This is a genomic window from Glycomyces sp. NPDC046736 (assembly GCF_040645615.1).
Classification (GTDB): Bacteria; Actinomycetota; Actinomycetes; order Mycobacteriales; family Micromonosporaceae; genus Glycomyces.
In genome coordinates, this window is the sequence record NZ_JBEYYO010000001.1 from 158,874 (window position 1) to 171,966 (window position 13,093).

General features: G+C 70.2%; 13 protein-coding genes. 8 read left to right on the forward strand and 5 right to left on the reverse strand.

Annotated features, from left to right (window positions below; all coding sequences use genetic code 11):
* Positions 1-59: 59 nt before the first annotated feature.
* The 6 genes from ruvC to secF all read left to right on the forward strand — a co-directional run bounded on the left by ruvC (position 60) and on the right by secF (position 6,097).
* Positions 60-599, forward strand: coding sequence for a crossover junction endodeoxyribonuclease RuvC (gene ruvC, locus AB0B28_RS00740; RefSeq protein ID WP_360114196.1), 540 nt, complete (start codon positions 60-62; stop codon positions 597-599).
* Complete coding sequence (gene ruvA / locus AB0B28_RS00745; RefSeq protein WP_360114199.1) at positions 596-1,195, forward strand: Holliday junction branch migration protein RuvA; 600 nt, start codon at positions 596-598, stop codon at positions 1,193-1,195. Before ruvC ends, ruvA begins: the two co-directional genes overlap by 4 nt.
* A gap of 3 nt (positions 1,196-1,198) precedes the next feature.
* Entirely contained in the window at positions 1,199-2,266 is a 1,068-nt protein-coding gene (gene ruvB, locus AB0B28_RS00750; protein WP_360114202.1) for a Holliday junction branch migration DNA helicase RuvB, read from the forward strand.
* A 105-nt stretch (positions 2,267-2,371) separates the two neighbouring features.
* Complete coding sequence (gene yajC / locus AB0B28_RS00755; RefSeq protein WP_360114205.1) at positions 2,372-2,815, forward strand: preprotein translocase subunit YajC; 444 nt, start codon at positions 2,372-2,374, stop codon at positions 2,813-2,815.
* Between the two features lie 285 nt (positions 2,816-3,100).
* Positions 3,101-4,909 carry a protein translocase subunit SecD gene (secD, locus tag AB0B28_RS00760; protein WP_360114208.1) on the forward strand — a complete coding sequence of 603 codons (1,809 nt, stop codon included), beginning with the start codon at positions 3,101-3,103 and terminating at the stop codon, positions 4,907-4,909.
* A 6-nt stretch (positions 4,910-4,915) separates the two neighbouring features.
* A complete protein-coding gene (gene secF, locus AB0B28_RS00765; RefSeq protein ID WP_360114211.1) occupies positions 4,916-6,097 on the forward strand; it encodes a protein translocase subunit SecF in 1,182 nt (393 codons plus the stop codon).
* A gap of 79 nt (positions 6,098-6,176) precedes the next feature.
* Here the strand turns inward: secF and AB0B28_RS00770 are convergent, their stop codons facing one another.
* Positions 6,177-6,374, reverse strand: coding sequence for a YtxH domain-containing protein (locus AB0B28_RS00770; protein ID WP_360114214.1), 198 nt, complete (start codon positions 6,372-6,374; stop codon positions 6,177-6,179).
* A 145-nt stretch (positions 6,375-6,519) separates the two neighbouring features.
* Here AB0B28_RS00770 and AB0B28_RS00775 point away from each other — a divergent pair, with 145 nt between their 5' ends.
* Positions 6,520-7,785 carry an FAD-dependent monooxygenase gene (locus AB0B28_RS00775; protein ID WP_360114217.1) on the forward strand — a complete coding sequence of 422 codons (1,266 nt, stop codon included), beginning with the start codon at positions 6,520-6,522 and terminating at the stop codon, positions 7,783-7,785.
* 179 nt (positions 7,786-7,964) lie between these two features.
* Here AB0B28_RS00775 and AB0B28_RS00780 read toward each other — a convergent pair whose 3' ends face one another.
* The 4 genes from AB0B28_RS00780 to AB0B28_RS00795 form a co-directional block, all read right to left on the reverse strand.
* Positions 7,965-8,444 (reverse strand): hypothetical protein, encoded by a 480-nt coding sequence (locus tag AB0B28_RS00780; protein ID WP_360114220.1) that lies wholly within the window; start codon positions 8,442-8,444, stop codon positions 7,965-7,967.
* A gap of 57 nt (positions 8,445-8,501) precedes the next feature.
* The gene (locus tag AB0B28_RS00785; protein WP_360114223.1) at positions 8,502-10,850 is read right to left on the reverse strand and encodes a bifunctional (p)ppGpp synthetase/guanosine-3',5'-bis(diphosphate) 3'-pyrophosphohydrolase; all 2,349 of its coding nucleotides are present in this window, start codon (positions 10,848-10,850) and stop codon (positions 8,502-8,504) included.
* Positions 10,851-10,997: 147 nt separating this feature from the next.
* Positions 10,998-11,894 (reverse strand): peptidylprolyl isomerase, encoded by an 897-nt coding sequence (locus AB0B28_RS00790; RefSeq protein WP_360114226.1) that lies wholly within the window; start codon positions 11,892-11,894, stop codon positions 10,998-11,000.
* 31 nt (positions 11,895-11,925) lie between these two features.
* Positions 11,926-12,243 (reverse strand): hypothetical protein, encoded by a 318-nt coding sequence (locus AB0B28_RS00795; RefSeq protein ID WP_360114229.1) that lies wholly within the window; start codon positions 12,241-12,243, stop codon positions 11,926-11,928.
* A gap of 159 nt (positions 12,244-12,402) precedes the next feature.
* Here AB0B28_RS00795 and AB0B28_RS00800 point away from each other — a divergent pair, with 159 nt between their 5' ends.
* The gene (locus AB0B28_RS00800; protein ID WP_360114833.1) at positions 12,403-13,077 is read left to right on the forward strand and encodes an MBL fold metallo-hydrolase; all 675 of its coding nucleotides are present in this window, start codon (positions 12,403-12,405) and stop codon (positions 13,075-13,077) included.
* Positions 13,078-13,093 lie beyond the last annotated feature (16 nt).

A 13,093-nucleotide genomic window follows, 5' to 3' on the forward strand; every position in this document is an offset into this window, starting at 1 on the left:
AGCGGCGTACGTCAGACCGGGCGGATAAGCTGACGCGAACCGAGCGACAGGAGGAACGCGTGCGCGTCATGGGGATCGACCCGGGCCTGACCCGATGCGGGGTCGGGGTCGTCGACGGACGCCCCGGGGCCCCCGGGACGATGGTCGCCGTCGAGGTGGTCCGCACCGATCCCGAAGCGCCCCTTGCCGACCGGCTCCTCGCCCTCGACAACGGACTGCGCGACCTGCTGGAGACCCACCGGCCCGAGACCGTCGCCGTCGAGCGGGTCTTCGCACAGCACAATGTGGCCAGTGTCATCGGCACCGCCCAGGCCTCCGGCATCGCCCTCCTCGCCGCCGCACGCCTCGGCCTGCCCACCGCGACCTACACCCCCTCCGAGGCCAAAGCCGCGATCTGCGGCAACGGCACCGCCGACAAGCGCCAGGTCACCGCCATGGTCACCCGCATCCTCCGCCTCAAGGAGGCCCCCAAACCCGCCGACGCGGCCGACGCGCTGGCCATCGCCGTGTGCCACCTGTGGCGCGGCGGCGTCAAGGCCCGCATCGCCGAGGCCGCCGCGCGCGCGGGCGGCCCGCAGCACAGGAGGAGCGCCCGATGATCGCCCAGCTCACCGGCACCATCGCCGCCGTAGGCGAGTCCTACGCGGTCGTCGACGTCAACGGGGTCGGCTACGCCGTGCACGCCGGGGCCCACACCCTCGCCAACCTCAAACTCGGCTCCCAGACCGTGCTCGCGATCTCCACGATCGTGCGCGAGGACTCGATCACCCTGCACGGCTTCAACACCGCTGAGGAACGCGACCTGTTCGAGCTGCTCCAGAACGCCCAGAAGATCGGCCCGCGCATCGCCCGCGACGCCATCGAAGCCCTGCGCCCCGAGGTCATCCGCCACGCCATCGCCACCGGCGACACCGCCACGCTCTCGCGCATCCCCGGCGTGGGCAAGAAGAGCGCCGAGCGCATCGTCCTCGACCTCGCCGACAAGGTCGGGCCCGCAGGCCTCGAAGGCGTCCCCAAACAGGCCGGCGGTCGCCCCGGCGGCTGGCGCACCCAGGTCAGCCAGGGCCTCCAGGCCCTCGGCTGGTCCGCGAAGGAAGCCGAGACCGCCATCGAGAAGCTCGACGCCGAAGGGGCCGACGGCACCGACGTGCCCACCCTCCTCAAGCAGGCCATCCGACTCCTCGGGAGGCGATAGCCGATGGACCGCCCCGACGACTTCACCGCCGAGACCGGCGTCAGCCCCGACGAGTGGGACGCCGCCCTCACCGCCGCCGAGGCCACCGAACTCGACCGCCTCGCCGAAGAGGGCATCCGCCCCGGCAAGCTCGACGACGTCATCGGCCAGACCCGCGTGCGCGAGCAGATCAGCCTCCTCCTCGAAGGCGCCCGCCGCCGCGGCTCCTCGCCCGACCACCTGCTCCTGTCCGGCCCGCCCGGCCTCGGCAAGACCACCCTGGCCATGATCGTGGCCGCCGAACTCGGCGTGTCCCTGCGCCAGACCTCCGGCCCGGCCATCGAGCGCTCCGGCGACCTCGCCGCGATCCTCACCAGCCTCGGCCCGAACGAAGTCCTCTTCATCGACGAGATCCACCGCATCGCCCGCCCCGCCGAAGAACTCCTCTACACCGCCATGGAGGACTTCCGCGTCGACGTCATCGTCGGCAAGGGCCCCGGCGCAACCGCCATCCCGCTCGAACTCGAACCGTTCACCCTCGTCGGCGCCACCACCCGCGCCGGACTCCTCACCGGGCCGCTCCGCGACCGCTTCGGGTTCCTCGGGCAACTGGAGTTCTACGCCGGACCCGAACTCGAAGCCATCGTCACCCGCTCCGCGGGCATCCTCGACGTGGCCGTGACCCCGGCCGGGGCCGCCGAGATCGCCGGACGCAGCAGGGGCACGCCCCGCATCGCCAACCGCCTCCTGCGCCGCGTCCGCGACTTCGCCCAAGTCCGCGCCGACGGCACGATCGACGCGAAGGTCGCCGCCGAGGCCCTCGCCCTCTACGACGTGGACGAGCTCGGCCTCGACCGCCTCGACCGCGCCGTCCTGCGGGCCCTCACCGGCACCTTCAACGGCGGCCCGGTGGGACTGACCACCATCGCCGTGGCCGTCGGCGAACAGCCCGACACCGTCGAAGAGGTCTGCGAACCGTTCCTCGTCCGCGCCGGACTCCTGGCCCGCACCCCCCGAGGCCGCGTCGCCACCGCCGCGGCCTGGGAGCACCTGGGCCTGACTCCGCCGAGCGCCGACGGGCTGTTCGGATGAAGGACGCGTAGGGTGGACGCAGGTGGCGACGGGGTTGTCACCGCCCGCGGGATAGACTCCGCCCACGTCACCCTCAAGTGACCAACCACTACGAAAGGCACCATCGTGCTTGCAACCGCAGACGTCCTCGCTCAGGAAGCCGCCGGCGGCTCGAACTTCATGTTCATCATCATGATCGTGGGCTTCATCGCCCTCATGTACTTCGTGATGATCCGCCCGCAGAAGAAGCGCCAGCGGGAACAGCAGGACATGCAGAACACGGTCGCCCCCGGTGCCCGCGTCATGACCATCGGCGGCCTCTACGGCACCGTGGTCGACGCCGACGACGAGACCGTCACCCTCGAAGCCAGCGACGAGACCTTCCTCGTCTTCGCCCGCCAGGCCGTCGCCAAGGTCGTCACCCCCGCCGAGACCGAAGCCGACGTCACCGAGGAAGAGGCCACGCTCTCCGACGACGACCTCGACAAGCTCCGCGGCGCCGAGGCCGACGAGTCCGCCGAGGAGACCAAGGACAAGCACTCCGGCAAGCAGGACCGCAAGGAGTACTAGGCGGCCCTCGTGGACACCGCCTGATCCGCCGGTCCGCGTTTGCGGCACCCGTCCTAGAATGAGCCGCGCCGAGGGTACGTGTGCGAGACCACTCTCCGGTCGGAGCGCTCCACCGCGAGCGCCCCGGTCGGAACCCGCCGCGTCGGCCCCACCCGCGCGCCCGCAGTGGACCGCGCACCGCCTCGCCCCCGGCGCACGCCCCTATCCGAGTTCTGAGGAAGAGACCGACCATTGGCTTCAGTAACGGGCGCTGACCGCCCACGGAAGAAGATCCAGCGCAAGCGGATGCCGGTAGCCCCCTACTTCGTGGCGCTGAGCCTGGTGCTCATCGTTCTGTGGGTCTCGGCGCTGGCCGGCGCCGGATGGAAGTTCCCGACGCCGAAGCTCGGTCTCGACCTGCAGGGCGGGCTGTCGATGACGCTCTCCGCCTACCAGCAGGGCAGCGACGAGGCCCCCTCCGCCGAGACCATGGAGCAGGCCCGCCAGATCATCGAGAGCCGCGTCGACTCGACCGGCGTCTCCGAACCCGAGGTCTTCGTCGAGGGCAGCGAGAACATCATCGTCAATGTCGCGGGCGACGACATCGACGAAGCCGCCCTCCGCGACATCGGCGCCCCCGCCGAACTGCGCTTCCGCCTCGTGGCCGACTACGTCGCCGACACCTCCGCGCTCGCCGACGCCCTCGGCGAGGAGGACCCGATCGACCCGGACGCCGAGGAGCCCGCCGAGGACGCCTCCGAAGACCCCGCCGCCGAAGAGGGCGAGACCCCCGCCGACGAGGACACCGCGACCGAGGACCCCGCCACCGAGGACACCACTGCCGAGGACGAGGGCACCGGCAACGGCCAGGCCCCCGCCACCGACGACGAGTCGGTGACCCTCGACGACGTGTGGACCAAGGTCGGCCCCGAGGCCGCCGCCGCGGCCCAGGCCCTCACCGCAGCCCCCGACGAGGCCACCGCGGCCCTGTTCGAGCCGTTCGGCGACCTCACCCCCGTCGAGGTCTCGCTCCTGCCGGCCACCGTCCAGTTCTACGTCCCGCAGGTCACCTGCGAGCAGCTCGACCAGCGCCCGCCCGGCGCGGTCCAGCAGCCGGACATCCAGGTCACCGCCTGCAAGGCCCCCGAGCCCGCGATGGCCGACGACCCCTCGCTGACGTTCCAGTACAAGTACCTCCTCCAGCCGGCCACCGTGCTCGGCTCGGACGTGTCCAAGGCCGACACCGGCACCGACCAGGCCAACCTCAACCGGTTCGTGGTCAACGTCCAGTTCACCGCCGACGGCGCCAAGCGCTGGAGCGAGCTGACCACCCAGGGTCTCGGGTCCCAGGTCGCGATCGTCCTCGACAACGAGGTCGTCTCCGACCCCACGATCCAAGAAGTGTCGACCAACTCCACCCAGATCTCCGGCGACTTCTCCGCCGCCGAGGCCAACCAGCTCTCCGACCAGCTGAACTTCGGTTCGCTGCCGACCACGTTCGTGGTCGAGACCGTCGACGCGGTCACTGCGACGCTCGGCGTGGACCAGCTCGAAGCGGGCATGCTCGCCATGCTCCTGGGTCTGGTGCTGGTGTTCCTGTACTCGATGGTCTACTACCGCCTCCTCGGCCTGGTGGTCCTCGGCAGCCTCATCGTCGCCACCGGCGTCCTGTGGCCGGCGATCTCGCTCCTGGGGTCCCAGATGGGCATGACGCTGACGCTCGCGGGCGTCGCGGGCTTCGTGGTCTCGATCGGCATCACGGCCGACTCGTTCATCATCTTCTTCGAACGAATAAAGGAGGAGATGGCAGGGGGCCGCTCGGCCCGCTCGGCGATCCCCCGGGCCTGGGTGCGGGCGCGCCGCACGATCATCTCGGCGAACGCCATCTCGATGATCTCCGCGGTCGTCCTGTACATGCTGGCCATCGGGCCGGTCCGGGCCTTCGCGTTCGTGCTGGGCTTCTCCACGATCGTCGACGTCATGATCGTCTTCCTGTTCACCCACCCGATCGCCGCATGGCTCTCGCGCGGGAAGATCCTCAACAACCCCGCCCTCTCCGGGCTGCACACCAAGAAGTCCGTCCCGCTTACCGCCGACGCGACCGCGAAAGGCTGAGGATCGATGAGCACCAAGCAGACCCCCAAGCGCCCCGGCGTCCTCAGCCAGCTCTACCGCGGTGAGACCGACTTCCAGTTCGTCAAGCACCGCAAGCGGTTCTACCTCGCCTCCGCGATCGTGCTCGGGATCTTCGCGGTCATCATGATCGCCAAGGGCTTCGTCCTCGGCATCGACTTCGCCGGCGGCACCCAGTACAGCGTGCCGGCCGCGACCACCTCGGCGACGCTCGAAGACGTCGAGAACGCCGCTTCCGACGCCGGAGCCGAAGTGGACTCCGGGCAGATCGCCGGCACCGGCGAGGGCCGGAACTACATCATTCGCGTCGCCGAACTCGACGGCTCGACCTCGGCCGACGTGCGCGAGGCGATGGCCGACGTCGCCGGCATGGACCCCACCGAGATCTCGGTCTCCGAAGTCTCGGCGACCTGGGGTCAGGCGGTGTCCAGGCAGGCCCTCGTGGCGCTCGTGGTGTTCCTGGTGCTCGTCTCGGCGTTCATCTGGATCCGGTACGAGAAGCGCATGGCCGTGGCCGCGCTCGGTTCGCTGGTCCACGACATCGTGCTGACCGCGGGCATCTACTCACTGGTCGGCTTCGAGATCACGCCCTCGACGATCGTCGGCGCGCTCACCATCCTCGGCTACTCGATCTACGACACCGTCGTGGTCTTCGACAAGGTCCAGGAGAACACGGCGCAGCTGCTCAAGACCCGCTCCAAGTCCTTCGCCGAAGGCGTCAACGACGCCATCAACCAGACGCTGATGCGCTCGATCAACACCTCCCTCATCGGCGTCCTGCCGGTGGCGGCGCTGCTGTTCGTCGGCGTCGGCGTCCTCGGGGTCGGCACCTTGAAGGACCTCGCGCTCGTGCTGTTCGTCGGCATGGTCGTGGGCGCGTACTCCTCGATCTTCCTGGCCGCCCCCTGGGTGGTCGACATGGCCGAGCGCAGTGCCGCCGTCAAGCGCCACAACAAGAAGGTCGAGGCCAAGCGCCGCGAGGACGAGACCGGCGGCCCGGCCAAGTCCGCCTCCGACGACGACGATGACGACGACTTCGAGCTCGCCAAGACCGACGACATCCCGCTGGAGCTCCTCGACGAGCCGACCCCCGCCCGCTCCGGCGGCGCGGCCCGGCCCTCGGGAGCGGCCCGCTCGAACGCCTCCAGAAGGCAGCGCAGAAGGCGTTAGTAAGACGGACACGAAGCGGCGGGCGGACCTTTGGTCCGCCCGCCGCCGCGTGCTGGTGGCTCATCGGGAGCCGGAGTGTTTACGCGCCCTTGTCGCCCTTGAACTTGCCCAGGACGTCCTTGGCCTTCTCCTTGGCGGAGTCGGCGAAGTCGTCGAGCTTCTCGCCCACGGGCGATTCCTTGGCCTTGTTGTACAGCTCCTCGGCCTTGTCCTTGGCGTCGCCGGCGCTGTCCGAGACCTTGTTCTTGATCTCGTTGAACTTGTCTTGGTCTCCCACGTTGCACCCCTCCTTGCGTGAGTCGAGTTCAATATAGGGGCCGTCCGCCGGTGCTGCGGCGGTTTCTCCGTACATCCCCGGTCGAATCGCGAACGCTACCGGAGGATGACGCGGAGCGGCCCGATCGCTCCTTAACCTCGCCCTCATGAACGCACACCGCTCCACCGCACCGGACTCCCCGGCCCGCACGGCCCTCGTGATCGGCGGCGGCGTCGCCGGGCCCGTGGCCGCCCTGGCGCTGCGCAAGGCCGGGATCGAGGCCAGGGTCTTCGAGGCCTATGCGCCCGGCACCGGTTCGGCGGGAGGGCCGCTGAGCCTGGCCGCGAACGGCCTGAACGCGCTGCGCGTGGTCGGCGCCGACACCGCCGTGGCCGGGGAGGGCCTGCCCACGCCGCGCATGGCGATCCACTCCGGTACCGGCAAGACCCTCGGGGTCATCGAGACCGACCCGGACCTGCCCGGGCACGTGACGCTCCCGAGGGGGCGCCTCGCCGAACTCCTGCAAGCCGAGGCCGCCTCGGCCGGGGTCCAGGTCGTGACCGGGAAGCGGTTCGTGGACGCGGTCGACACCGGTCGCAGCGTGATCGCCACGTTCGACGACCACACCACGGCCGAAGCGGACCTCCTCATCGGCTGCGACGGCATCCGCTCGGCCGTGCGCGGGGTCATCGCGCCTTCGGGGCCGCAGCCGCGCTACACCGGGCTCATCGGCTTCGGTGGCTGGGTCGAGGGCCCGGCCGTGCCGGACACGCACGGGACGTTCCACATGATCTTCGGCCGCCGGGCCTTCTTCGGGTACCTGGCCGATGGCGAGCGCACCGCCTGGTTCGCGAACCTGCCCGAGCGGCGCCTCGACCGGGACGCGTTGCGAGCCAATAGCTTCGACGAATGGATGCAGCGCCTGCGGGCGGCGTTCGCCGACGACGCGGGACCGGCCCTTGACCTGCTCGACCATGTGCGGCCCGAAGGGTTCATCCCGGCCTCGCCGCTCGAAGACCTGCCGCACGTGCCCTCGTGGTCGAAGGGCCGCATCGCTCTGGTGGGCGACGCCGCGCACGCGACCTCGCCTTCGTCGGGCCAGGGGGCGAGCCTCGCGGCGGAGTCGGCGGTGGAGCTGGCGCGCTGCCTGCGGGACCTGCCGGTCGAAGCGGCCTTCACGGCCTACGAGCGGGGCCGCCGCGTGCGGGTCGAGCGCATCATCGCCGAGGCCGCGCGCACCAACCAGTCGAAGGCCGCGGGCCCGCTCGCCGCACGCGTGCGCGACGCGGTCATGCCGTTCTTCATGTCCCGCTTCGCGACTCCCGAACGCACCGCCTGGCAGCACGCTCACACGATCGACTGGGACGCCGAGGTCCGCGCGCCCATGCGCAGGCCCGAACTCGGCGGCACGAGGGCCGCGCGGAAGCGGTGAAGGGACCGAATACGACGAGGCGCCCGGGCCGCGAGCGGTGGCGGACGGTCAGGCGCGCGACGAAGCCTGCACGGGCGGCTCGGGTTCGGCGGATGCGCCGCCCCGCGTAGTGGCGGCCCGTTGCCTGCTCCGCGCACGTCGAAGCCCGCGCCCCATAAAGGGGCGCGGGCCCGACTCGCTTATCGCCCTGCGGCCGCTGTCAGCCTGTCGAGGAATTCCTGCTCGGCGTCCGTCACGGCCACCTTGCGGCTGAAGAAGCCGCCCTTCTTGGAGCTCGAGGCCTCGGTGACGCGCGTGGCGATCTTCAGGAGCCAGTCGACATACGCGTCCCTGTCCTCGGCGCTCCCGCGTTCGGCCAGCGCCGCGCTCGCGCGCTCACTCGTGCCCAGGGCCTTGGCGATGGCTTCCTCTGGATCGGGCAGGCCCGCGTCGGGGCTCGGTTCCTTCGCGTCCTGGCGCAGGCGCTGGGCCACGGAGCGCACGAAGCCGTTGGCGTGCCGCTGCGCCTCCTTGAAGACCTTCGATCCGGCGGTGACCTCTTTGAGGAACGCGATGGGGCTGGTCTCGCCGTCGGCGAAGATCGCGCCCTCCATCACCGCCCTGGGGGCGGCCAAGATGTCGGCGAGTTCGTCGTCGGTGAAGGCGGAGAGATCCGTCATGATCACGCTTCCTGATGCGGCGGTGGGGGAGACCGTCACACCTTAACCGGGGCGCGGTCAGTCGCGTTCGGCGCCGGTGAGGCGGTAGGCGTCGTACACGCCGTCGATCTTGCGGATCACGCGCACGATGTGGTCGAGGTGCTCGGGGGTGGCCATCTCGAAGGTGAAGCGCGACAGCGCGACCCGGTCCCTGGTGGTGGTGACGGTGGCCGAGAGGATCGAGACCCGCTCGCCCGAGAGCACCTGCGTCACGTCGGCGAGGAGCCGGTGGCGGTCGAGGGCCTCGACCTGGACGGTGGCCACGAACGTGGCCTGGTCGTCGGTGTGGGACCACTGGACTTCGAGCACCCGGTCGGGCTGGAGCTCGATGCGCTCCTCGGCGTTCTCGCAGTCCCTGCGGTGCACCGAGATCACGTGGTACCTGGTGGCGAAGCCGATGATCGCGTCGCCGGGGATCGGGTTGCAGCAGTGGGCGAGCCGCACCGGCATCTCGCCCTCTTCCATCCCCGCGACGGTGACGGCCGCGTGGATGTCGCCGTGGGCCTCGGGGACGATCCGGGCCGGCTGGGTCGGGGCGGTGGCCTCGGCCATGTCCTCGGTGGCGCCTTCGGCGCCGCCCTGGACTTCGAGGAGCCGCTGCACGACCTGGGAGGGCGAGACGTGGTGCTCGCCCAGGGCCGCGTACAGCGCCTCGACGTCCTTGAGGTTGAGGTCCTTGGCGAGCGAGGTGAGGTTGTCGTGGGTGAGCATGCGCTGCAACGGCAGGCGCCGCTTGCGCATGGCCCGGGTCAGCTCGTCCTTGCCCTGTTCGATGGCCTCTTCGCGGCGTTCGCGCTTGAAGTACTGCTTGATCTTGGTGCGCGCCCGGGGGCTCTTGACGAACCCGAGCCAGTCCTCGCTGGGGGAGGCGTTCTCGGAGTTCGAGGTGAACACCTCGACCACGTCGCCGTTGGACAGTGTGGACTCAAGCGGCACGATCTTGCCGTTGACTTGAGCGCCGATGCAGCGTTTGCCGACCTCGGTGTGCACGGCGTACGCGAAGTCGACCGGGGTCGAGCCCGCGGGCAGCGCGATCACGTCGCCCTTGGGCGTGAACACATAGGCCTCGGAGGAGGCCAGGTCGAACCGGAGCGCGTCGAGGAACTCCGAAGGATCGGCGGCCTCGCGCTGCCAGTCGAGGAGCTGGCGCAGCCACGCCATGTCGTCGATGTGCGCGGGGGGCCCGGCGACGGTGGAGTTCTTGGTCTCCTTGTACTTCCAGTGCGCGGCGATGCCGTACTCGGCGGTGCGGTGCATCGCCCAGGTGCGGATCTGCATCTCGACGGGCTTGCCGTTCGGGCCGATCACCGTGGTGTGCAGCGACTGGTACATGTTGAACTTGGGCATCGCGATGTAGTCCTTGAAGCGCCCCGGCACCGGCTGCCAGTTCGCGTGGATCACACCGAGGGCCGCATAGCAGTCCCGCTCGTTCTCGACCAGGATGCGCAGGCCCACCAGGTCGTAGATGTCGTTGAAGTCGCGGCCGCGCACGATCATCTTCTGGTAGATCGAGTACAGGTGCTTGGGCCGCCCCGAGACCTCGGCCTTGATGCGCGAGTTCTTCAGGTGGTCCTTGACCTGGGCCACGACCTGCTGGAGCAGCATCTCCCGCTGCGGGGAGTGCTCGGAGACCAAGCGGGCGATCTCGGCGTACCGCTTCTTGTACAGGGTGGCGAAGGACAGGTCCTCCAGCTCCCACTTGATGGTGTTCATGCCCAGGCGGTGGGCCAGGGGTGCGAGGATCTCCAAGGTCTCGCGGGCCTTCTGCTCCTGCTTCTCGGGCGGCAGGAACGTCAGGGTGCGCATGTTGTGGAGGCGGTCGGCGAGCTTGATGACGAGCACCCGCGGGTCCTTGGCCATCGCCACGACCATCTTGCGGATCGTCTCGGCCTTGGCCGCGTCGCCGAGCTTGACCTTGTCGAGCTTGGTGACACCGTCGACCAGGAGCTTGACCTCGCCGCCGAACTCCTCGGCCAGCTCGTCGAGCTCGTAGTCGGTGTCCTCGACCGTGTCGTGCAGGAGCGCGGCCACGAGCGTGTTGGTGTCCATGCCGAGCTCGGCGAGGATCGAGGCCACCGCGAGCGGGTGGGTGATGTAGGGGTCGCCGGACTTGCGGAACTGCCCGTTGTGCAGCTCCTCGGCCCGCGTGTACGCCTGCTGGAGCAGCCTGACGTCGGCCCGGGGGTGCGCGGCCCGGTGGGCCGCCACCAGCGGTTCCAGGACCTCGGGGAGCGTCGAGGACTGCCACGGCGCGTTGAACCTGGCCAGGCGCGCCCTCATGCGCCGCCCGGTCGGGGGCCCGGTGGGGCCGCCCGAGGTGGGCGCGGCGTCAGCGGTCTTGCCGGTCGCGGCACGTTCGGTCACCACGCAGCCCTCCTCGGTATCAGTGCGGGTCCGGCCCCGATTACGGCCGGAGCTTCGACACCCATCCTATCTTCGCGGCGCCCCGGCCCGTGCGGAGCGACGGCGAGCCGCACCGCACTGAGCCGTAGCACACACCGTCGCGCGCCGGGGCTACATCGCCCCGGCCGCCGCCACCTGCTCGACGATGTCCAGGCCCGAGGTGATGTGGCCCAGGATGGTGTAGCTCGCCGGGAGCGAGGTGTCCTCGTAGACGATGAAGAACTGGCTGCCGGTGGTGCCCGCGCCCGCGTTCGCCATCGCGATGGTCCCGGCCGGGTAGTTGCCCTCGGCCGTGACCGGCAGGTTCTCCTCGTTGTACTGGTAGCCCGGGGAGCCCGCGCCGGCCATCTCGGGGGTGCCGGCCTCGATCGCGCCGCGCGCGTCGGGGTCGCCGCACTGGAGTACCCAGATCCCGTCGGTGGTCAGGCGGTGGCACTGCTGGCCGTCGAAGTAGCCCTCGCCCGCGAGGTAGGTGAACGAACCGGCCGTGCACGGGGCCTCGTCGGTCAGGATGTCGGCGGTGATGACCCCGAGGTTGGTCACGATCGTCATCTCCTGCGTGCCCAGCATCGGCTGCTTGGGCTGCGGGATCGGGCTGGTGCCGTCCATCGAGGTGTACATGCACGAGGTGGCCGCGCCCGAGGTGTCCGGGGCGGTCATCTGGAAGCACTCCAGGTACACGTCCTGGGCCGGGCGGCCGTCGGTGAGGCCCTCGACGGCCTCGGCGGTCTCGCCCTCGCCGCTGGGCTCGATCCCGGCGCAGCGAGCGGCCGCGGCCTCGGAGGACTCGCGGATCTTGCCCAGCGCGGGGTCGTTCGCGTCGGTGTCCTCGTCGGAGGAGAAGAACGAGAACGCGCCCCAGGCGACGAGCACCAGGACCACGAGGGCGCCGACGCCGCCGATGCTCCACAGGACGGTGCGCCTGCGCTGCTCTTCCTCGGCCTTGGCGGCCATGCGCTGCTGCAACTGCTGCCGAGCGGCCAGCCGCTGGGATTGTTTCGACGCCACCGTCGGGTCTCCTTCAGGCGTAAAGGGGTGCTTACTCGGACTCGGTCTCGGAAACGGCTTCGTCCGAGGGCTCCTCGACGGGGCTCTCCTCGGTGCCTTCGGTCGGGCTCTCCTCGACCGGGAGCGACTCGGTGATCTCGCCTGCCGGGTCCTCGGGAGGCGGCTCCTCGCTCGCGAAGAAACCGGTCTGCCACAGGTAGGCGAGGGTCAGCACGGCGGCGATCACGATGAGTCCCGACAGCGCCTGGAGCCTGCGGCGGCGGCGAAGCCTGCCCGCGAGCCGCGCGTTCTTCTTCGCGTTCGCGATGCGCTGCTTGCGCTGCTCCATGTGCTTGGACTTGGCGGGCACCGGGCCTCCTACGAATGACCGGTCTCGGCTTCGCTTGCGAGCCGTAAACCGGAATTGCTCATTTCAGGGGTTACGAGTTCCGCAGTTTAGCGGGGACAAGTCAGACGCGTCACCGCAGGATGCCCGGTGTATCCTGAGCCGGCGAAGAAGGGGGAGCGGGTGATCGTCGAGACGCTGGTGGCCGATGCGTTCGGCACGAACTGCCATGTGCTCTCGGCCGGTCCCGGATCCGAATGCGTGGTCGTCGACCCCGGCATCGGCATCGCACCCCGCCTGGAGGACCTGCTCGCCGAGCGCGGCCTCAAGCCCGTCGCGGTGCTCCTGACCCACGGCCACCTCGACCACACGTACTCGGTGACGCCCGTCTGCGGCGCGAACGACGTGCCCGCGTTCATCCACACCGCCGACGCGCACCTGCTCGAAGACCCCGCGAGGGGCTTCAGCCAAGCCATGATGTCCCTGGTCGGCACCGGCCTCGAATGGACCGAACCCGACCGCGTGGAGACCCTCGACGACGGCGGCACGTTCGAACTCGCCGGGATGCGCTTCGGGGTCGACCACGCCCCCGGCCACACCGCCGGCTCGGTGCTGTTCCGCACCGACGACGACGAGGCCCGCTACGCGCTCACCGGCGACGTGCTCTTCCGCGGCGCGATCGGCCGCACCGACCTGCCCGGCGGCAGCGACGAGGCGATGTGGGACAGCCTGCGCCGCAAGATCCTCCCGCTGGACGACGACACCGTGGTGCTCCCCGGGCACGGCCCGAACACCACGATCGCGATCGAGCGCGCGGGCAACCGCTACCTGAAGCTCGCCGCGCGCGGCGACCATTAGTCGCGCGTCGCTCCCG